The organism is Pseudomonas chlororaphis subsp. piscium (assembly GCF_003850345.1).
GTDB lineage: Bacteria > Pseudomonadota > Gammaproteobacteria > Pseudomonadales > Pseudomonadaceae > Aquipseudomonas > Aquipseudomonas piscium.
Genome location: NZ_CP027707.1, coordinates 34,122 through 51,541, shown reverse-complemented (window position 1 = coordinate 51,541; position 17,420 = coordinate 34,122). Strand labels below are relative to the sequence as shown.

Sequence of the window (17,420 nt, the reverse complement as noted above, 5' to 3'; positions counted from 1 at the left end):
GCTCAAGCCCTCTCGCCGCGAATCGACACTGCCGGGAAAGGGTATTGCTCGTTACGTTCCACCCAGTCCATGAAATCGGCGCGCGCGCCGGGGAAGCCGATCAACGTCCAGCCGACCATGCCTTTATTGCCGCCGTGGATCGGGTCGCAGAAGAACCCTTCCTTGGTGTTTTGCAGCAAAAGGTTGAAGAAAATCTTCGGCGGAACGCTATCGAATTGAGGTTTTCCCGCTTCGAGCTGCTTGAGCAAATCGTCCCGGGTAGCGCTGTCTTGCGCGGCAAATGTTTTACCGTTGAAGGCTTTCGACCAAGCATCCGTCGCGGCAATGCCCAGGCGATAGATCTCCTTGGGTACCAGCTTGCTCTGCCAGCCCATCTCCGGCGCGGCGTCGGCGTTGAACGGACCTTGCATGTACCACAGGGCGCCCGCGGCGTAGGGGGTGTTCATCTGCCGGTCGATGTATTCCGGCACGCCGGCTTCCAGGGCGCCCGGGCCTTGTTCGTCGGCCGGGATCAGGCGCTCTACCGCGGCCTGGACAAAGGCCCATTCTTCGGCGGTGAAGTAGGCCGGCTGGTAAGCCTCGGTACTGACCGGGGTTCGGGCCGGTTCCACCGACTTGGGCGCTTCGGGGGCGGCCATCAGCATCGAGCTGCCGAGGCCAGTACTGGCGACCGTGACCACTGGGATCAAGGTCAGGGATTTGCGCAGAAACTCACGCCGCGGGTTGTCTTGATCGTGATCAGACATGGGGGTGCACCTCACACTAGGCATTCACGGGTTGGGCAGCCGCGTCATGGCGTGGCTTGTCGTTCTGACGGCGCAGCGGGTCGACCCCGACGCCGGGGAAACACAGTTCAGCAAACTTTGGTTACAAATGGTAGCAGGCTAAGCATTCGAATAAATCGTTTGCGCTGGAAAAAAGTCGCGATTGCCGAGAAAAAACCTCTATCGCCCCGGCTTCACGTTTCTTTGACAAGCGTCTCACAGGGCGTTGACCGGCCCGGATAGAAGCTAGGCTCCATCTACCCCCATTTCCGGTCACGGCCTTCTGCATGCACAACTTTCGTATCCTTCCCGCTCTCTGCCTGTCCCTGCTGACGCTGATCGCTTGGCCCCAGGCGCAGGCCGCCGAAACCGGCGCGACCCGCCCGGCCCAATGGGCCCAGCCCGTGGAAACCCACTACAACCTGTACCAGATGTCGCCAACGCTGTACCGCAGCGCCTTGCCGGACAGCGGCGCCGTGCCTTTGCTGGAAAAGCTCAAGGTGGGCACGGTGATCAACTTCCTGCCGGAGTCCGATGCCAGTTGGCTGCAGGCCCCGGGAATCAAGCAGGTGCAACTGCCTTACCGGACCAATCACGTGGACGACGCCGACGTGCTGGCGGCCTTGCGCGCGATCCAGAACGCCGAAAGCGACGGCCCGGTGCTGATGCACTGCAAGCACGGCTCGGACCGCACCGGCCTGATGTCGGCGATGTACCGGGTGGTGGTTCAAGGCTGGAGCAAGGAGGAGGCGCTGAATGAAATGACCGGAGGCGGATTTGGCGACAGTTCCCACTTCAAGGACGGTATTCGCTACATGATGCAGGCCGATATCGACAAGTTGCGCACCGCCCTGGCCAATGGCGATTGCAGCACCAGCGTGTTCGCCACCTGTTCGGTGAAGAGCTGGTTCGAGACGGTGAGCGCCAGCAAGCCGGCGAATTAACCGGCTACGTGGGGCTGCAGAATTGAGCTTCGACCGCATCCCGGTAGGAGCCAAGCTTGCTGGCGATCAAAGCACCGCGGTGTATCTGATACACCGCTATCGCGCGCAAGCTGCGCTCCTACAGGGGATTTGCAGTTACTTGGGCTCGTCGGTCTTTTTCTTCAACTTGGGGTTGGGGAAAAACTGCACCGACTGGACCTTGGCATCCGGCACCTTCAGGGCCGTGGTGTTGACCCGCGTGCCTAGCTCCTTGGGCACCGACAGGCCCTGTTCATTCAGGGTGTCGGAATAGCCGCAGGCCACGCACTCGCGATGGGGAACCTCGTCTTCGCTCCACATCATCAACTTGTCCTGCTCGCTGCACGCCGGGCAGACCGCCCCGGCGATAAAGCGTTTTTTCGTCTTCACTGGCCCCTCGCTCATGCCGCTGCGTCCTCGCTCAGGCCGCTGTGACGCAAGAGTGCGTCAATCGACGGCGCGCGTCCGCGGAAGTCGACGAACAGCACCATTGGCTCCTGGGAGCCGCCGCGGGCCAGGATCGCTTCGCGGAACGCGCGACCGGTCTCGGCATTCAGCACGCCTTCTTCCTCGAACTTCGAGAAGGCATCGGCCGACAGCACTTCGGCCCACTTGTAGCTGTAGTAACCCGCCGCGTAACCGCCGGCGAAGATGTGGGCGAAGCTGTTAGGGAAGCGGTTGTAGGCCGGCGGACGCATCACCGAGACCTCGTCGCGCACGCCTTCGAGCACTTGCAGCACGGCACGGCCGTCGCCGTGGGTGGCATGCAGTTCGAAGTCGAACAGCGAGAACTCCAGCTGGCGCACCATCATCAGGCCGGACTGGAAGTTCTTCGCCGCGAGCATTTTTTCCAGCAGGTCCTGGGGCAGCGGCTCACCGGTTTCATAGTGACCGGAGATCAGCGCCAGGCCTTCCGGCTCCCAGCACCAGTTCTCCATGAATTGGCTCGGCAGCTCCACCGCGTCCCAGGCCACGCCATTGATGCCGGATACGCCGGAATACTCGACGCGGGTCAGCAGGTGGTGCAGGCCATGGCCGAATTCGTGGAACAGGGTGGTGACTTCATCGTGGGTCAGCAGGGCAGGCTTGCCGCTGTCGGCCGGGGTGAAGTTGCACACCAGGTTGGCCACCGGGCTCTGCAGCACGCCTTCGAAAGTGCGGCGACGGTCGCGGGCGCCGTCCATCCAGGCACCGCCACGCTTGTTGGCGCGGGCATACAGATCGAAGAAGAAGCGGCCCACGTGCTGGCCGTTTTCCTTGATCTCGAACAGGCGTACGTCCGGGTGCCAGGTGTCGAAGCCTTTCAGTTCGGCGATCTCGATGCCGTACAGGCGCTGGACGATGGCGAACAGGCCGCCGAGCACCTTGTCGATCGGGAAGTAGGCGCGCAGGGTTTCCTGGGCCACGCTGTAGCGCTGCTCGCGCAGCTTCTCGCCGTAGAAACCACTGTCCCAGCTTTGCAGGTCCGGGCAGCCTTGCTCGGCGGCGTAGGCCTTGAGCTGTTGCAGGTCCTGGGCGGCGAACGGCTTGCTGCGCTTGGCCAGGTCACGCAGGAAACTCAGCACCTGGTCGCCGGACTCGGCCATCTTGGTGGCCAGGCTCAGCTCGGCGAAGTTGGCGTAGCCCAGCAGCTGGGCCAGTTCCTGGCGCAGGTCGAGGATTTCTTCCATGACCGGGCCGTTGTCGTTCTGGCCGGCGTTCGGCCCCTGGTCCGAGGCGCGGGTGCAGTAGGCGGCGTAGACTTCTTCGCGCAGCGCGCGGTCTTGGGCGTAGGTCATCACCGCGTAGTAGCTGGGGAATTCCAGGGTGATCAGCCAGCCTTGCAGATCCTTGGCCTGGGCCGCGGCAGCCATCTGCGCCTTGGCCGAAGCGGTCAGGCCGGCCAGGGCTGCTTCGTCGGTGACGTGCTTGGTCCAGGCCTGGGTGGCGTCGAGCAGCTGGTTGGAGAAGCGGCTGCCCAGTTCGGAGAGCTTGCTCTGCACTTCGGCGTAACGCTTCTGCTGCTCGGGCGGCAGGTCGATACCCGACAGGCGGAAGTCACGCAGGGAGTGTTCCAGGATAGTTTTCTGCGCCACGTCGAAACCGGCGGCTTCCGGGCTGCCCGCCAGGGCTTCGAAGGCCTGGAACAGCTCAGGGTTCTGCCCCAGCTCAGTGGCGTAGGCGCTCAGGGCAGGTAGGCAGGACTCGTAGGCCTCGCGCAGTTCGGCGCTGTTGCACACGGCATTGAGGTGGCTGACCGGGCTCCAGGCCGCGCCCAGGCGGTCGTTGAGTTCGTCCATGGCCAATACCAGGCCGGCCCAGGTCGGTTGCGTGCCCTGGTTCTTGAGGATTTCAGCAATGGCGGCGCGGTTGTCAGCCAGGATCTGTTCGATGGCCGGCTGTACGTGCTCGGCGCGGATCGCCGAAAACGGCGGCAGGTCGTAGGGCTGCAGAAGAGGGTTGTTCACACTCACGGTTGGCACCTTGGCTGGAAGAAACGTAGCGCCATCTTAATTACAATCGACACCGACCGCAGCTATCGCCCCCATTAATAAATGTCAGAACAGGTATCCAACTTGGCCATTCGCAGCTATCAGAACCACACGCCCATCCTTGGCCCGCGGGCCTTCGTCGATAGTTCGGCGGTGGTGATCGGCGACGTCGAAATCGGCGCCGACAGCTCGGTCTGGCCACTGACGGTGATCCGCGGCGACATGCACCGCATCCGCATCGGCGCCCGCACCAGCGTGCAGGACGGCAGCGTGCTGCACATCACCCACGCCGGCCCCTTCAACCCGGACGGCTTCCCGCTGCTGATCGGCGACGACGTGACCATCGCCCACAAAGTGATGCTGCACGGTTGCAGCGTCGGCAGCCGGGTGCTGATCGGCATGGGCAGCATCGTCATGGACGGCGCGGTGGTGGAAGACGACGTGATCGTCGGCGCCGGCAGCCTGGTGCCGCCGGGCAAACGCCTGGAAAGCGGCTTCCTCTACGTGGGTAGCCCGGTGAAACAGGCCCGCCCGCTGACCGACAAGGAGCGTGCCTTCTTCACCTACAGCGCCGCCAACTACGTGAAGCTCAAGGACCTGCACCTGGCCGAAGGCTACGACCAGGCTTGAGCCCCCGACCCACTGCCCCAGGAATCCCCATGCATTACCAAACCGTTCTGTTCGACCTCGATGGCACCCTGACCGACCCGCGCGAAGGCATTACCCGCTCGATCCAGTTCGCCCTCGGCAAGCTGGGCATCGACGAACCCGACCTGAGCAAGCTGGAACACTTCATCGGCCCACCGCTGCTGCAGGCGTTCATGCAGTTCTATGGGTTCGACGAAGCCAGGGCCTGGGAGGCGGTGAATTTCTACCGCGAGCGTTTCAAGGTCACCGGCCTGTATGAGAACCGCGTGTTCGACGGTGTCACGCCGCTGCTGGAAACCCTCGGCGGGCAGGGCCGCCAGCTATACATCGCGACTTCCAAGCCGTGGGTGTTCGCCCGCGAGATCGCCCGGCATTTCGATTTTGCCCGGCACTTCAAGGTGATCTACGGCAGCGAACTGGACGGCACCCGCACCGACAAGGTCGAGCTGATCCGCCACCTGATCAGCGAGGAAGGCCTGGACCCAAGCGATACCCTGATGATCGGCGACCGCAAACACGACCTGATCGGCGCCCGAAACAACGGGCTGGATGCGGCGGCGGTGGGGTATGGCTTCGGCAGCCACGAAGAGTTGAGCGCCGAGGCGCCGGCCTATCACTTCCAGACCCTGGATGAGCTGCATCAGGCGTTCCTGCAACGCTGAGCCGATAGCTATCGCAGGGCTTGCGTACTTCTGTAGGAGCGAGGCTTGCCCGCGATAGCGTCCCCCCAGACACATCCCGCACAACAGACAAACCCCGTCCCGCCCTTCTTCGATCTAGCCTGAAAAACACGATCAAGGAGGATCTCCCATGCCCAGCAAACCCCACGCCCATCGCCTGCGTACCGGGCGCTACTCGCACCCCGGCCAAATCTACGTCCTCACCTCCGTCACCCAGAACCGGGAACCGCTATTCAACGACTTCCACTTGGGCCGCCTGGCAGTGGCGGCGTTCAAACAGGCCGAACAGGAACAACTCGCCCACTCACTGGCCTTTGTCGTCATGCCCGATCATTTTCACTGGTTGGTCGAACTGCATGGCGCCACCTTGCCAGTGCTGATGGGCAGGACTCGCTCGCGCATTTGCGTATCGTTGAATCGCCAGCGGGGGCGCAAAGGGGCAGTCTGGCAACGTGGTTACCATGATCGGGGCATTCGCAAGGAAGAGGATTTACAGGCTGTCGCAAGGTATATCGTGGCCAACCCGTTACGCGCGGGGTTGGTGAGGCGGGTGGGGGATTATTCGCTTTGGGATGCGATATGGGTTTGACGATCCGACCTCATCGCGGGCAAGCCTCGCTCCTACAGAAGCACGCAGGCCCCTTGTAGGAGCGAGGCTTGCCCGCGATGGCGTCCTTTCAGACACCACCCATCAAGGCTTGCAACGCCGCCTTGCGCTTTTCAGCCGGCAGCGCGCCGAGTTTCTCCACGGCCTGGTAAAACGCCGGCCAATCGCCGTTCACCTGCTGGAACAAGGCGGCAAATGCCGGCACCCACTGGTCGTACAGGCCGAAAGGCAACAGCCTGGCGTTGTTCAGCGGGGTATTGATCCAGAAGTCGTAGCGCGAGTCACCGTGCCATTGGCTGTCCTTCAGCTGTCGGTAATCCCGGCGCAGCTGTTCGAACTCGGCGGCCTTGCGCTGGCGCATCTGCTCGGCGGACAGCGGCAGGGCATACAGGCGTTCCAGGCGCTGGCGGGTATCGAGGATCAGTTGGATGAACTGGTCCTTCTGCTTGACCAGGGCATCGCTGGCCGGCGGCAGGTTGCGTGCCGCGCGCCATTGCCGGGTGCCTTCCTGCTCGACGAAGGTGGCGAAGGACTCGTTGAACTCGGTGTCGTCCTTCACATAAAAGCGCTGATGGGCCAGCTCGTGGAAGATCAGGGTCGCCAGGCGCTCGTCGCCCCAATGCAGCATCGAGCTGAGGATCGGGTCGTTGAACCAGCCCAGGGTCGAGTAGGCCTCCACCCCGCCGATGGCCACATCCATGCCCTGCTGTTTCTGCAAGGCCGCCTCGCCGCGGGCCGCGCCCTGGCTGTAGTAGCCGCGATAGGCCACGCAGCCGGCAATCGGAAAGCAGTGGGTCTTGGGGCTCAGGGAAAACTCGGGGGTGCTGAATACATTCCACACCACGTAGGGCCGGCCAATGTCGGCGTAGAGGCGGTAGCTCTGGTTATCCGGCAGGTGCAGGTGCTGGCTGGCGAAGCGCCGGGCCTTCTGCGACTGGGTCAGATGAGCACGTAATAACGGGTCGCGAGCCGGGTCGGCGATGACCTGTTCGACCGGCGTGCGGGCCCGCAACAGCTGCCATTGGCCACTGGCCAGCTGGCCGTAGTAACCCACGCTGGAACAACCGTTGAGCAGCAAGAGCGCCAGGCCCGGAAACAAAAAGCGTAAAAGATGATCAAGTAACCCATGGCTTGAACGCGGCCTAATCAAATCGAATCATCCTTCGAGAGTCTGCCCCCAAGACTATCTCGCCTGCCTGGAGTTTCGCTATGCGCGTGTTGCTGCTGACCACCGGACTGTTGACCCTGAGCGGCTGTGCCGGATTGCCCGCCCCCGATCCGACGCAAGCCTGGATCGACCTCGACAGCCACCAGGACACCGCGCTGCAGGCGCTGGAGGTCGACGAAAAGGCCTGGGCGGACCGCCGATATTTCGAGGTCCAGCCCGGCAACCATGAGCTGAAGGTGCGCTACCAGTTCGCCGTGGAGCCCAGCAATATCGGCCCGGACAGCGAACCCCTGTGGCGCGACTGCCAGCTGAATGTGAAATACAAGGACTTCAACGCCGGCCAGCGTTATCAGTTGCAGACCGGCAATATCGGCTTCCGGCCCTGGGCCAAGCTCTATGACCAGCAGCGCAATCTGGTGGGTACCGGCCAACCGGCGGGCTGCCAGCGCACCTGATCGGCGCTATGCTTGAGGCCTTTCCCCGGACGGCCCGACCTCATGCGCCAACCCTTGCTGCTGCTTGCCCTGACCGGCCTCGTTGCCTGCTCCAGCCCTCTGCCGGCGGTGGACCCGCAACAGGCCTGGGTCGATTTCTCCACCCCGACGCCGGGCGGCAAGCTGTTGATGGCCGAGCGCCTGGACAACCAGCGCCTGAACGATGGCCGCTACTTCCAGGTCACCCCGGGCAGTCATGAGTTGATGGTGCGTTTCGATTTCGAGGTGTTCAGCGGGCGCCTCGGCATGATGAACGATCCGGCGGAACGCCTGTGCTATCTGAGCCTGCGCTACGACCATTTCGAATCCGGCCAGCGTTATCTGCTGGAAGCCCGCTCGCTGGGTTTCACCCCCAGTGCCCGGCTGTACAACGCCAAGCGTGAGCTGCTGGCCGAAGACCATATGGTCAACTGCGTGATCTGAACGATCAGCTGTCGTTTCGCTGATAGATGATCGCCTTGGTGCCGTTTTCGCAGGTACCGACCACCATGGCCACGTCATGCTTTTCGGCTTCCTCCTTGCTGACAATCTCCAGGGTGTAGGAGGGCACGGCGTTGGCCTGGATCTTGATTTCAATCTCTTTCTTGAGTTCTTCGCAGTCCTTCGGGTCCGCCAGGGCCGAGGTGGCCAGCGCGCAACAAACAACTGCCAGGGCAAAACGTTTCATGTGTGGAGCTCCCTTTTATGCAGCGCCCATGGTCATGGGCTGAGCCTGCAGTCATGCATTCGACCACATTTTCATGAAACGAGTTCTGACGCCGCGCATATCTGGCGCGCGGGTCTTGCGAAGTGAACGCCATCGCGAGCCATCGAACGGCGGCCGGTTGCTCCTGCAAAAGGCCGCGTTCGTGAGCTCACGATGGGATGTAGCAGTTCGACAATGGCTCAGTTGACCAGCGTCGCATCCAGGCTGATCTTGGCGTTCAGCACCTTGGACACTGGGCAACCTTCCTTGGCCTTCTTGCTCAGTTCATCGAACTGCTGCTGGCTGGCGCCGGGAATCTTCGCCTTGAGGATCAGGTGCACCGCGGTGATCGCAAAACCGCCATCGACCTGGTCCAGCGTCACTTCGGCATGGGTGTCGATGCTGTCGGCCTTGAGCCCGGCCTCGCCGAGAATCATCGAGAAGGCCATGGAAAAACACCCCGCGTGCGCGGCGCCGATCAGTTCTTCCGGGTTGGTGCCCTTGCCGCCTTCGAAACGTGCCTTGAAGCCGTAGGGCGCTTCGCGCAGTACCCCGGTTTCAGTGGAAATCGAGCCGATGCCGGTTTTCAGGTCCCCTTCCCAGTGAGCCGATGCTTTCTTGATGATGCTCATGCCTGTCTCCTCGAGAACGGGCGCGAAAGGCCGCGCCCTTGTGGTTTTCTGCTACTCAGGGTTCTAGAGGATAGAAGGCTCGGCGAAGTTCATCCTGCCTGAATCCACCGTTTATCCGGACAGCAAATTCAGCTTGGCTATTGAAACTCGGGTATATGCCCACATTGCATGAAACAGGCTTACAGCATTCGGCAGGTTTTGGCTCATGGCAAAGGCCTGCACACCACTGGAGAAGCAGGCTTATGAAACCACTGTCCGACGTTAAGTTTTCCACCCTCGACCTGGTCCCCGTGCGCGAGGACGGCAGCCCGGCGCAATCGCTGCGCAATTCCCTGGACCTGGCCCGCCATGTAGAGAAGTTCGGCTACACCCGCTTCTGGGTCGCCGAGCACCACAACATGGACGGTATCGCCAGCTCCGCGACCTCGGTGCTGCTGGGCTATCTGGCCGGCGGCACCTCGAGCATTCGCGTCGGCTCCGGTGGCGTGATGCTGCCCAACCATGCGCCGCTGGTGATCGCCGAGCAGTTCGGCACCCTGGAAAGCCTGTATCCGGGGCGCATCGACCTGGGCCTGGGCCGCGCGCCGGGTTCGGACCAGATGACCGCCCGCGCCCTGCGCCGCGAACGTTCCGGCAGCGCCGACGACTTCCCTGAAGACGTGGCCGAACTGATGGCCTACCTCGGTCCACGCACCCCGGAACAACGGGTGATCGCGGTGCCGGGAACCGGTACCCAGGTGCCGGTGTGGCTGCTGGGTTCCAGCCTGTTCAGTGCGCAACTGGCCGGTGAGCGCGGCTTGCCTTACGCCTTCGCTTCGCATTTCGCACCGCGCTACATGCACGAGGCGATTCGCGTGTACCGCAATCACTTCAAGCCCTCGGCCGTGCTCGACAAGCCTTATGTGATGCTCGGCGTGCCGCTGGTGGCGGCCGATACCGACGAACAGGCCGATTACCTGGCGACCTCGGTGTACCAGCGGATCCTCGCGCTGATGCGCGGCCAGAGCCTGGTGCAGCGCAAACCAGTGAAGAGCATGGACGGCCTGTGGCTGCCCCATGAAAAAGACGCCGTGGGCAGCTTCCTCGGCCTGGCGATGATCGGCAGCCCGGCGAAGATCCGCGCCAAGCTCGAAGTGCTGATCGAACAGACCGGCGCCGACGAGCTGATCTTCACCTGCGACCTGTACGAACACGCCGACCGCCTGCATTCCTACGAGTTGCTGTCGCAGGTGATGAAGGGTTGAATCTGCAATCGGGCCGAAGGACTCAGTGATCCAGAGGCCTTGCGCGCCCTTCGGTCGCGATCGCAGCCTGCGGCAGCGGCTATAAGGGGGCGCCTGGCTGGAATAGCCAGGCACAAAAAAGCCGACGCATCGCGTCGGCTTGTTCATTTCTACAAGGGCTCAGCCGCGCTTGTAGACGATTTCCTTGGTACCGCCTTCGCAGGTACCGACCACTTTGCCGCCAGCCGCGCTGCCTTTGTCGACAATTTCCAGCGAATAGCCCGACACGCCTTTGGCATCGAGCTTCGCGGCGATTTCGCCTTTCAGCTCTTCGCATGGCTTGCCGGCAGCAAGGGCTGTTCCCGCGACACTCAACAACGCTAAAGCCATTACCAGTTTTTTCATCGGTCACATTCCCTGGTCGAGTCAAAAATAAGCGTCAAGCCCCGGCCTGCTCGGCTGCGAGGCAGATATAGCGCTTCGCCATTCCCTATGGCAATCGGCCAGCGCCCAAGTTCAACAGCCTAGCCCAGGTTCAGCTGTTGGCAATGCGGAAGCCGACCTTGAGCGTGACCTGGAAATGCGCAGCCTTGCCATCGCGGATGTGCCCGCGGGTTTCCGTGACCTCGAACCATTCCAGGTGCTTGATGCTTTTGTTGGCTTCGGCCAGCGCATTGTTGATGGCGTCTTCGATGCTGGTAGGGGACGAACCAACCAGCTCGACTTTCTTGTAGGTGTGATGATCAGACATGGCGTTCTCTCCTTGATGAGGTAGATCAAAGCCTAGCAGCGATTACCGGCGACACTTGGGCAAGCCCCGGCCGATCGGTGCTCAGATTTAATGCACTTTCGCCAGGCCGCGCAGTCGGACCCTTACAGACCCCTCAATCAACAATGCAGGAGAGCCACCATGGCCAACACTTCGTTACGCAAAGCCTCATTGGAAAGCATGGAAGCCGAGATCGAAAGTCTGCTCAAGTCACTGGAAAGCCTAAAGGACGATGCTTCGGACGAGTCGCGCAAAACCCTCAAGACGCTGAAAAGCAACGCCGAGAATGCGCTGAGACATTCGCGCAGCCTGCTCAGCGATGCCTATGAAGACGTCAAAGTGAAAACCCGTGAAACCGGGATCGCCACCCGCGACTACGCCCAGCAACACCCCTGGACCACCGCCGGCGTCGCCGTGGGCGCGCTGGGCCTGCTGGCCGCTTACCTGCTGTGCAAGCGCGGCAATTAAGGCGTCTGGCGCAGCTCGTTGCTGAGCCACTGCGCCAGTTGTCGGGCGCGCCCGTCCGCGGCGCGCTTGGGTAGCCACAACGCCAGTTGCCCCGGGGTTTCACAGAAACCCCAGGGGGCAACCAGGCGCCCGGCACGCAGGTCCTCGGCCACCAGCGGCTGCGGCGCGATCGCCACGCCCAGCCCGGCCACCGCCGCCTCCAGCAAATAATACAAATGCTCGAAACCCTGGCCGAACTTCAGCGCCCCGGCGTCAATGCCGTTCTGCCGCGCCCAGCTGGGCCAGGCCTGCGGGCGCGAGGTGGTCTGTAGCAATGCCTCGCCGAGCAGCGCACTGGCCGGCGCCTCGCGCAGTTGCTCGTAGCGGCTGTAGCGCGGGCTGAGCACCGGGCCGATGCGTTCGCTGGCCAGTTCATAGACCTGCATGTCCGCCGGCCACGGTGGCTCGGCGAATACCAGCAAGGCATCCAGCCCCGGCCGGCGCGGGTCGAGATCGCCTTCGCCAGCCGACAGGTGCAGGCGCAGGTCCGGCAGGTCGGCATTCAGCCGCCCCAGGCGCGGAATGAACCAGCGCGCCAACAGGCTGCCGGAACAACCGAGCACGAAGGGCGCATCGGCGGTGCTCTGGCTCAGCTCGGCGCAGACCGTGCGCAGGCGCTCGAAGGCATCGCTGCTGGCATCGCGCAGGCGCACCCCGGCATCTGTGAGTTTCAGGCCGCGCCCTTCCTTGACGAACAGGCTCACCCCAAGATGCTCTTCAAGCACCTTCAACTGGCGACTGACCGCGCCATGGGTGACGTGCAGCTGTTCAGCCGCCTGACTGACACTGTTCAGGCGGGCGGTGGCTTCGAAGGCCCGGAGGGCGTTCAGCGGGGGCAGGTCATGGCTCATGGGATATGTGAGTTTTCCTGACAGGTTGTAGCGATCTTATCGGTTTTCAGCCTGGGGCGTCAGGGGTAGAGTGAACGCCATTGCCTGTCCACGCATTCACCCTTTTGACGAATCACCGGGAGCGCCCCAATGACCCAGACCAACCTGCGCAACGGTCCTGATGCCAACGGCCTGTTCGGCGCGTTCGGCGGCCGTTACGTCGCCGAAACCCTGATGCCGCTGATCCTCGACCTGGCCCGCGAATACGAAGCAGCCAAGGAAGATCCGGAGTTCCTCAAGGAACTGGCCTACTTCCAGCGCGACTACGTCGGCCGTCCGAGCCCGCTGTATTTCGCCGAGCGCCTGACCGAGCACTGCGGCGGCGCCAAGATCTACCTCAAGCGCGAAGAGTTGAACCACACCGGCGCGCACAAGATCAACAACTGCATCGGCCAGATCCTCCTGGCGCGGCGCATGGGCAAGAAACGCATCATCGCCGAGACCGGCGCCGGCATGCACGGCGTGGCCACCGCTACCGTGGCGGCCCGTTTCGGCCTGGACTGCGTGATCTACATGGGCACCACCGACATCGAGCGCCAGCAGGCCAACGTGTTCCGCATGAAGCTGCTGGGCGCCGAAGTAATTCCGGTGGTCGCTGGCACCGGCACCCTGAAGGACGCGATGAACGAAGCCCTGCGTGACTGGGTGACCAACGTCGACAGTACCTTCTACCTGATCGGCACCGTGGCCGGTCCACACCCTTATCCCGCTATGGTCCGCGACTTCCAGGCGGTGATCGGCAAGGAAACCCGCGAACAGCTGCAAGCCCAGGAAGGCCGCCTGCCGGACAGCCTGGTGGCGTGCATCGGCGGCGGTTCCAACGCCATGGGCCTGTTCCATCCGTTCCTCGACGACAAGAGCGTGCAGATCATCGGCGTCGAAGCCGCCGGCTACGGCATCGAGACCGGCAAGCACGCGGCCAGCCTGAACGGCGGCCTGCCTGGCGTGCTGCACGGCAACCGCACCTTCCTGCTGCAGGACGAGGATGGCCAGATCATCGACGCCCACTCGATTTCCGCCGGCCTCGACTACCCGGGCATCGGCCCTGAACACGCCTGGTTGCACGATATCGGCCGCGTCGAATACACCTCGGTGACCGACGACGAAGCCCTGGCCGCGTTCCACCAGTGCTGCCGCCTGGAAGGCATCATCCCGGCCCTGGAAAGCGCCCACGCCCTGGCCGAAGTGTTCAAGCGCGCGCCGAACCTGCCCAAGGATCACCTGATGGTGGTCAACCTCTCGGGCCGTGGCGACAAAGACATGCAAACCGTGATGCACCACATGGAACACTCTCAACAAAAGCACTCCCAGCAGGAGAAACACTGATGAGCCGCCTGCAAACGCGCTTTGCCGAGCTTAAGCAACAGAACCGCGCCGCCCTGGTGACCTTCGTCACCGCCGGCGACCCGGGCTACGACGCTTCCCTGGCGATCCTCAAGGGCTTGCCGGCAGCCGGCGCCGACGTGATCGAGCTGGGCATGCCCTTCACCGACCCGATGGCCGACGGCCCGGCGATCCAGCTGGCCAACATCCGCGCCCTGGAGGCCAAGCAGAACCTGGCGAAAACCCTGAAAATGGTTCGCGAGTTCCGCGCCGGCAACAACGACACGCCGCTGGTGCTGATGGGTTACTTCAACCCGATCCACCACTATGGCGTGCCGCGCTTTATCGCCGAAGCCAAGGAGGCCGGCGTCGATGGCCTGATCGTGGTCGACATGCCGCCCGAGCACAACGCCGAGCTGTGCGACCCGTCCCAGGCCGCCGGCATCGACTTCATCCGCCTGACCACGCCGACCACCGACGACGCGCGCCTGCCGAAGGTACTGAACGGCAGCTCGGGCTTTGTCTACTACGTCTCCGTGGCCGGTGTGACCGGTGCCGGCTCCGCCACCCTGGAGCACGTGGAAGAGGCGGTGACCCGCCTGCGTCGCCACACCGACCTGCCGATCAGCATCGGTTTCGGCATCCGCACCCCGGAGCAGGCCGCGGCCATTGCCCGCCTGGCCGACGGCGTGGTGGTGGGTTCGGCGCTGATCGACCAGATCGCCAATGCCACCAGCTCCGAGCAGGCCGTGGACGGCGTGCTGAGCCTGTGCGCCTCCCTCGCCGAAGGGGTGCGTCAAGCCCGTGTCAGCTGAGGGTAAAGTTCCTGATACAGAGGAATTAGCCTCGGGATCCACAGACTAAACCGGCAAGACCAAGGGGTTCAGGACCAGGTTCTGAACCCCTTTTTGTTGTTCGTGTTCTGAGGAAGACCCGATGAAAATGCCCAAACGCCTGATTGCCGGTCTCGGTGTGCTGATGCTCAGCGCCAGCCCGCTGCTGCACGCGGTCGCCGACCCACGTGACGACCACGATCGCGGAGGCCCGCAACAGGGTCGCTACGACAATCGAGGGGACAATCGCGCGGACAATCGTGGCGATGAACATCGCGGCCCGCAGGCCGATCGGCGTGGCGGCCCGCCCCGGGATTTCGGCCCAGTGCGCGAGACCATTCGCGACAATCACGCCTACTTCGTACGTGGCGCGCCACCGCCCCACGGCATCCATCTGGTGCGCGGCCAGCCGCTGCCTCGCGGCTACTACGGCGAACGCCTGGACAACCGCGCCCTGGCGCACCTGCCGTACTACCAGGGTTATGAATGGCGGCGCATGGGCGCCGATATCGTGCTGATCGCGGTGGGCAGCGGGATCGTCTACGAGATCCTCGACGGCGTGCTGTATTGACCGCCCGCTCCTGTAGGAGCACAGCTTGCGTGCGATGAAGGCGATGCGGTGCGTCTGTCACAACGCGCCATCGTTCATCGCGGGCAAGTCGGATCGCCGCCCGCTCGCTCCTACGGAAAACGAGCGTGCTCGCGAACAGCTCAAAAAATCGACAGATCCAGCGGCCTGATCGCTCCCATCCAGACCGCATGCTCCGTGTGATCCTTCAGGTCGTCCCCGGTATCCGGGTGCAGAAACACCACCAGCCCGTTGCGATTGAGCGCCAGCCACGGCAGCACCACCCCCAGGTACTGCGGCTCGAAGGCCAGCTGGCAGCTCCAGTCCGGATGCGGGCCGACCGGCCGTTCATGCACCCGCCCCATCTTCAACGGAAACAATTGCGCCGCCTGTTCACACAGGGCCCGCGCCTGGTCGATGGTGCTGGCGTCGAAATACACGTGGGCGTGATAGCCCTTGATGCGTTGCATGGAAACCTCGTGACTGAAGTCGAAACCTGATGCCTGCCCACAGGTCAAAATATCACCAGTGTAAAGAAACGAGCCGCGCCATGAAAAATGCCGAAACCCCGGTGGTCAAGCTGGTGCTCTATGGTGCCATGAGCGGCCTGGGCAGCGCGCTGATGGCGGAATTCATGCGGCGCCAGCATGAAGTCATCGTCATCCTCGACGACCTGACGGCCCTCGAGCCCCTTCCCGGTTTGCGTACCAAGTGCGGTGACCTGTTCGACACTGCACGGGTCAGGCAAAGCGTGGCCGGGGGCGATGTGGTGGCCTGCCTGCTGGATGCCCCGGGGCTGCCCATGGGCCTCGAACAGCAGGAAAACCTGCAGCTCGAACCCCGGGAGCAAGTGCGCGCGGTCGAAGCGCTGATCGCCGGCATGCAGATCGCGGGCGTCCGGCGTCTGTTTCTGGTGGGGAATTTCGAGGTGCTGGACCAGCCGGAGATGGAAGGTTACCCAGACCGCCAGGCGGCCGAAGCCATCCTCGATGCGCTGCAAGGCAGCACCTTGCGCTGGACCCTGGTGAATGCGCCGCAGAGCGTCCCCGGGCTGACCCTGGAACATTTCAGCCAGCCCGTCGGCAGCCTCCCGCCGAAGCTGGACAAGCCAGTTCAGCGACTGGCGCGGGTGGCCGCCGGCATCGCCGATGAACAGCAACTGAACCTGCATGTGGGCGAACACGTGAACTTCGTGTGCTGAGCCTTGATCTCAGATGGCAATCGAAGGCAGGCCCAACCCGGTCAAGGATTGCGCACTGTTGGCCTGCTCGGCCATCAACCAGTCAAAGAACCGCTGGATCAGCGCCCCGCGACGTTTGCGCTGGGGCAGGACCACGTAATAGCCGTAGCGGGAAATCAGCGTTTCGCTAATCGGCCGGTACAACAGACCTTGCGCCAGCAAGTTATCCACAAGGTGGCGCCAGCCAATGGCCACGCCCTGTCCGCCGATCGCCGCCTGGATCAGCAGGGTGTAGTTGTCGAAACGCAGCTGCCCCGGCGCCGGCGGGGTGGCGATCCCCAACTCGCGAAACACGCCGCTCCAGTCGAACCAGTGGCTGCTGTTTTCCCCCTTCAGGTGCAGCAGCGGAAACTCCAGCAGCGAATGGGCGCCGAGGGGCAGCGATCGCTCCTTGAGCAAGAGCGGGCTGCACACCGGAAACACTTCCTCGTTGAACAGCCAATGGCTTTCACCCTGCTTGAAACGGCCATCGCCAAACAGCACCGCCACGTCGATATCGCTGCGCAGCATGTTGTGGCTGCGCTCGCTGGTGACCAGGCTCACGTCCACCTGTGGATTGGCGGCATGGAAGCGGTGCAGGCGCGGCATCAGCCAGTAGGCGGCAAAGGCGAAGTCGGTGGCCACCTGCAGCACCTCATGCTGATGCTGGGCGGTGATGGCGCTCAGGCCGCTGTCGATGCTCTGCAAGCCGGCCTGCACCTGTTCGAACAACTGGCTGCCGGCCTCGGTCAGTTCGATGCCACGGTAGATGCGGTCGAACAGCCGGGTGCCGAGCTGTTCCTCCAGCCGCTTGATCTGCTGGCTGATGGCCGGTTGGGTGGTGCCCAGCTCCACCGCCGCGGCGGTAAAGCTGCGCTGGCGCGCCGCCGCCTCGAATACGCGGAACAGGTCCAGGGACAGGTCGCCAAGCGCTTCATACATAAGCTGTGCTTATCCTAGTCATTGCCGTACATGGG

23 protein-coding genes are annotated in these 17,420 nt (G+C 63.2%); 12 read left to right on the top strand and 11 right to left on the bottom strand.

The window, feature by feature from the left end; genetic code table 11:
• Window positions 1-2: 2 nt before the first annotated feature.
• On the bottom strand, window positions 3-746 hold the full coding sequence (locus tag C4K38_RS00265; protein ID WP_053276829.1) for a gluconate 2-dehydrogenase subunit 3 family protein: 744 nt from the start codon (window positions 744-746) through the stop codon (window positions 3-5).
• 305 nt (window positions 747-1,051) lie between these two features.
• Here C4K38_RS00265 and C4K38_RS00260 point away from each other — a divergent pair, with 305 nt between their 5' ends.
• Window positions 1,052-1,708, top strand: coding sequence for a phosphatase domain-containing protein (locus C4K38_RS00260; RefSeq protein ID WP_053276828.1), 657 nt, complete (start codon window positions 1,052-1,054; stop codon window positions 1,706-1,708).
• Window positions 1,709-1,843: 135 nt separating this feature from the next.
• On the opposite strand, the gene C4K38_RS00255 is transcribed toward C4K38_RS00260, so the two are convergent.
• The gene (locus C4K38_RS00255) at window positions 1,844-2,131 is read right to left on the bottom strand and encodes a YheV family putative zinc ribbon protein (RefSeq protein ID WP_025806836.1); all 288 of its coding nucleotides are present in this window, start codon (window positions 2,129-2,131) and stop codon (window positions 1,844-1,846) included.
• Window positions 2,128-4,179, bottom strand: a complete 2,052-nt coding sequence (gene prlC, locus C4K38_RS00250) for an oligopeptidase A (protein WP_053276827.1) — start codon at window positions 4,177-4,179, stop codon at window positions 2,128-2,130. Before prlC ends, C4K38_RS00255 begins: the two co-directional genes overlap by 4 nt.
• 102 nt (window positions 4,180-4,281) lie before the next feature.
• On the opposite strand from prlC, the gene C4K38_RS00245 reads away from it, so the two are divergent.
• The 3 genes from C4K38_RS00245 (at window position 4,282) to C4K38_RS00235 (ending at window position 6,114) form a co-directional block, all read left to right on the top strand.
• Window positions 4,282-4,827 (top strand): gamma carbonic anhydrase family protein, encoded by a 546-nt coding sequence (locus C4K38_RS00245; RefSeq protein WP_025806838.1) that lies wholly within the window; start codon window positions 4,282-4,284, stop codon window positions 4,825-4,827.
• Between the two features lie 29 nt (window positions 4,828-4,856).
• On the top strand, window positions 4,857-5,507 hold the full coding sequence (locus tag C4K38_RS00240; protein ID WP_053276826.1) for an HAD family hydrolase: 651 nt from the start codon (window positions 4,857-4,859) through the stop codon (window positions 5,505-5,507).
• Between the two features lie 148 nt (window positions 5,508-5,655).
• A complete protein-coding gene (locus C4K38_RS00235) occupies window positions 5,656-6,114 on the top strand; it encodes an REP-associated tyrosine transposase (protein ID WP_053276825.1) in 459 nt (152 codons plus the stop codon).
• 88 nt (window positions 6,115-6,202) lie between these two features.
• Here the strand turns inward: C4K38_RS00235 and C4K38_RS00230 are convergent, their stop codons facing one another.
• Complete coding sequence (locus tag C4K38_RS00230) at window positions 6,203-7,282, bottom strand: aminopeptidase (protein WP_053276824.1); 1,080 nt, start codon at window positions 7,280-7,282, stop codon at window positions 6,203-6,205.
• A 59-nt stretch (window positions 7,283-7,341) separates the two neighbouring features.
• On the opposite strand from C4K38_RS00230, the gene C4K38_RS00225 reads away from it, so the two are divergent.
• Together C4K38_RS00225 and C4K38_RS00220 are read left to right on the top strand one after the other, a co-directional pair.
• Complete coding sequence (locus tag C4K38_RS00225; RefSeq protein ID WP_053276823.1) at window positions 7,342-7,755, top strand: PA0061/PA0062 family lipoprotein; 414 nt, start codon at window positions 7,342-7,344, stop codon at window positions 7,753-7,755.
• Between the two features lie 42 nt (window positions 7,756-7,797).
• Window positions 7,798-8,217, top strand: a complete 420-nt coding sequence (locus C4K38_RS00220) for a PA0061/PA0062 family lipoprotein (protein WP_053276822.1) — start codon at window positions 7,798-7,800, stop codon at window positions 8,215-8,217.
• A 4-nt stretch (window positions 8,218-8,221) separates the two neighbouring features.
• On the opposite strand, the gene C4K38_RS00215 is transcribed toward C4K38_RS00220, so the two are convergent.
• Complete coding sequence (locus tag C4K38_RS00215; RefSeq protein WP_025806843.1) at window positions 8,222-8,461, bottom strand: DUF1161 domain-containing protein; 240 nt, start codon at window positions 8,459-8,461, stop codon at window positions 8,222-8,224.
• A gap of 218 nt (window positions 8,462-8,679) precedes the next feature.
• Window positions 8,680-9,111 (bottom strand): OsmC family protein, encoded by a 432-nt coding sequence (locus C4K38_RS00210; RefSeq protein ID WP_053276821.1) that lies wholly within the window; start codon window positions 9,109-9,111, stop codon window positions 8,680-8,682.
• 242 nt (window positions 9,112-9,353) lie between these two features.
• Between C4K38_RS00210 and C4K38_RS00205 the strand changes: the two genes are divergently transcribed.
• Window positions 9,354-10,355, top strand: a complete 1,002-nt coding sequence (locus tag C4K38_RS00205) for an LLM class flavin-dependent oxidoreductase (RefSeq protein ID WP_053276820.1) — start codon at window positions 9,354-9,356, stop codon at window positions 10,353-10,355.
• A 159-nt stretch (window positions 10,356-10,514) separates the two neighbouring features.
• Here the strand turns inward: C4K38_RS00205 and C4K38_RS00200 are convergent, their stop codons facing one another.
• Together C4K38_RS00200 and C4K38_RS00195 are read right to left on the bottom strand one after the other, a co-directional pair.
• Window positions 10,515-10,739 (bottom strand): DUF1161 domain-containing protein, encoded by a 225-nt coding sequence (locus tag C4K38_RS00200; RefSeq protein ID WP_025806846.1) that lies wholly within the window; start codon window positions 10,737-10,739, stop codon window positions 10,515-10,517.
• 130 nt (window positions 10,740-10,869) lie between these two features.
• A complete protein-coding gene (locus tag C4K38_RS00195) occupies window positions 10,870-11,085 on the bottom strand; it encodes a dodecin (RefSeq protein WP_025806847.1) in 216 nt (71 codons plus the stop codon).
• 159 nt (window positions 11,086-11,244) lie between these two features.
• Between C4K38_RS00195 and C4K38_RS00190 the strand changes: the two genes are divergently transcribed.
• Complete coding sequence (locus tag C4K38_RS00190) at window positions 11,245-11,571, top strand: ElaB/YgaM/YqjD family protein (protein WP_053276819.1); 327 nt, start codon at window positions 11,245-11,247, stop codon at window positions 11,569-11,571.
• On the opposite strand, the gene C4K38_RS00185 is transcribed toward C4K38_RS00190, so the two are convergent.
• A complete protein-coding gene (locus tag C4K38_RS00185) occupies window positions 11,568-12,461 on the bottom strand; it encodes a LysR family transcriptional regulator (RefSeq protein WP_053276818.1) in 894 nt (297 codons plus the stop codon). The genes C4K38_RS00190 and C4K38_RS00185 overlap by 4 nt on opposite strands.
• 129 nt (window positions 12,462-12,590) lie before the next feature.
• On the opposite strand from C4K38_RS00185, the gene trpB reads away from it, so the two are divergent.
• From trpB to C4K38_RS00170, 3 genes are all read left to right on the top strand, one after another.
• The gene (gene trpB / locus C4K38_RS00180; protein WP_053276817.1) at window positions 12,591-13,826 is read left to right on the top strand and encodes a tryptophan synthase subunit beta; all 1,236 of its coding nucleotides are present in this window, start codon (window positions 12,591-12,593) and stop codon (window positions 13,824-13,826) included.
• Window positions 13,826-14,638 (top strand): tryptophan synthase subunit alpha, encoded by an 813-nt coding sequence (gene trpA, locus C4K38_RS00175; RefSeq protein WP_053276816.1) that lies wholly within the window; start codon window positions 13,826-13,828, stop codon window positions 14,636-14,638. The genes trpB and trpA overlap by 1 nt, the downstream gene beginning before the upstream one ends.
• A 121-nt stretch (window positions 14,639-14,759) precedes the next feature.
• Window positions 14,760-15,227, top strand: coding sequence for an anti-virulence regulator CigR family protein (locus C4K38_RS00170; protein ID WP_053276815.1), 468 nt, complete (start codon window positions 14,760-14,762; stop codon window positions 15,225-15,227).
• 140 nt (window positions 15,228-15,367) lie between these two features.
• Here C4K38_RS00170 and C4K38_RS00165 read toward each other — a convergent pair whose 3' ends face one another.
• Window positions 15,368-15,694 carry a DOPA 4,5-dioxygenase family protein gene (locus C4K38_RS00165; RefSeq protein ID WP_053276814.1) on the bottom strand — a complete coding sequence of 109 codons (327 nt, stop codon included), beginning with the start codon at window positions 15,692-15,694 and terminating at the stop codon, window positions 15,368-15,370.
• Window positions 15,695-15,774: 80 nt separating this feature from the next.
• On the opposite strand from C4K38_RS00165, the gene C4K38_RS00160 reads away from it, so the two are divergent.
• Window positions 15,775-16,425 carry an NAD(P)-dependent oxidoreductase gene (locus tag C4K38_RS00160; RefSeq protein ID WP_053276813.1) on the top strand — a complete coding sequence of 217 codons (651 nt, stop codon included), beginning with the start codon at window positions 15,775-15,777 and terminating at the stop codon, window positions 16,423-16,425.
• Between the two features lie 9 nt (window positions 16,426-16,434).
• Here C4K38_RS00160 and C4K38_RS00155 read toward each other — a convergent pair whose 3' ends face one another.
• Window positions 16,435-17,385, bottom strand: a complete 951-nt coding sequence (locus C4K38_RS00155; protein ID WP_053276812.1) for a choline sulfate utilization transcriptional regulator — start codon at window positions 17,383-17,385, stop codon at window positions 16,435-16,437.
• Window positions 17,386-17,420: the final 35 nt, after the last annotated feature.

Excerpts from the sequence above, each read along its gene's own strand:
- C4K38_RS00265 (WP_053276829.1), bottom strand. The coding sequence starts at position 746 with ATGTCTGATCACGATCAAGACAACCCGCGGCGTGAGTTTCTGCGCAAA.
- C4K38_RS00260 (WP_053276828.1), top strand. The coding sequence starts at position 1,052 with ATGCACAACTTTCGTATCCTTCCCGCTCTCTGCCTGTCCCTGCTGACG.
- C4K38_RS00255 (WP_025806836.1), bottom strand. The coding sequence starts at position 2,131 with ATGAGCGAGGGGCCAGTGAAGACGAAAAAACGCTTTATCGCCGGGGCG.
- C4K38_RS00240 (WP_053276826.1), top strand. The coding sequence starts at position 4,857 with ATGCATTACCAAACCGTTCTGTTCGACCTCGATGGCACCCTGACCGAC.
- C4K38_RS00235 (WP_053276825.1), top strand. The coding sequence starts at position 5,656 with ATGCCCAGCAAACCCCACGCCCATCGCCTGCGTACCGGGCGCTACTCG.
- C4K38_RS00225 (WP_053276823.1), top strand. The coding sequence starts at position 7,342 with ATGCGCGTGTTGCTGCTGACCACCGGACTGTTGACCCTGAGCGGCTGT.
- C4K38_RS00220 (WP_053276822.1), top strand. The coding sequence starts at position 7,798 with ATGCGCCAACCCTTGCTGCTGCTTGCCCTGACCGGCCTCGTTGCCTGC.
- C4K38_RS00215 (WP_025806843.1), bottom strand. The coding sequence starts at position 8,461 with ATGAAACGTTTTGCCCTGGCAGTTGTTTGTTGCGCGCTGGCCACCTCG.
- C4K38_RS00210 (WP_053276821.1), bottom strand. The coding sequence starts at position 9,111 with ATGAGCATCATCAAGAAAGCATCGGCTCACTGGGAAGGGGACCTGAAA.
- C4K38_RS00205 (WP_053276820.1), top strand. The coding sequence starts at position 9,354 with ATGAAACCACTGTCCGACGTTAAGTTTTCCACCCTCGACCTGGTCCCC.
- C4K38_RS00200 (WP_025806846.1), bottom strand. The coding sequence starts at position 10,739 with ATGAAAAAACTGGTAATGGCTTTAGCGTTGTTGAGTGTCGCGGGAACA.
- C4K38_RS00195 (WP_025806847.1), bottom strand. The coding sequence starts at position 11,085 with ATGTCTGATCATCACACCTACAAGAAAGTCGAGCTGGTTGGTTCGTCC.
- C4K38_RS00190 (WP_053276819.1), top strand. The coding sequence starts at position 11,245 with ATGGCCAACACTTCGTTACGCAAAGCCTCATTGGAAAGCATGGAAGCC.
- C4K38_RS00185 (WP_053276818.1), bottom strand. The coding sequence starts at position 12,461 with ATGAGCCATGACCTGCCCCCGCTGAACGCCCTCCGGGCCTTCGAAGCC.
- trpB (WP_053276817.1), top strand. The coding sequence starts at position 12,591 with ATGACCCAGACCAACCTGCGCAACGGTCCTGATGCCAACGGCCTGTTC.
- trpA (WP_053276816.1), top strand. The coding sequence starts at position 13,826 with ATGAGCCGCCTGCAAACGCGCTTTGCCGAGCTTAAGCAACAGAACCGC.
- C4K38_RS00170 (WP_053276815.1), top strand. The coding sequence starts at position 14,760 with ATGAAAATGCCCAAACGCCTGATTGCCGGTCTCGGTGTGCTGATGCTC.
- C4K38_RS00165 (WP_053276814.1), bottom strand. The coding sequence starts at position 15,694 with ATGCAACGCATCAAGGGCTATCACGCCCACGTGTATTTCGACGCCAGC.
- C4K38_RS00160 (WP_053276813.1), top strand. The coding sequence starts at position 15,775 with ATGAAAAATGCCGAAACCCCGGTGGTCAAGCTGGTGCTCTATGGTGCC.
- C4K38_RS00155 (WP_053276812.1), bottom strand. The coding sequence starts at position 17,385 with ATGTATGAAGCGCTTGGCGACCTGTCCCTGGACCTGTTCCGCGTATTC.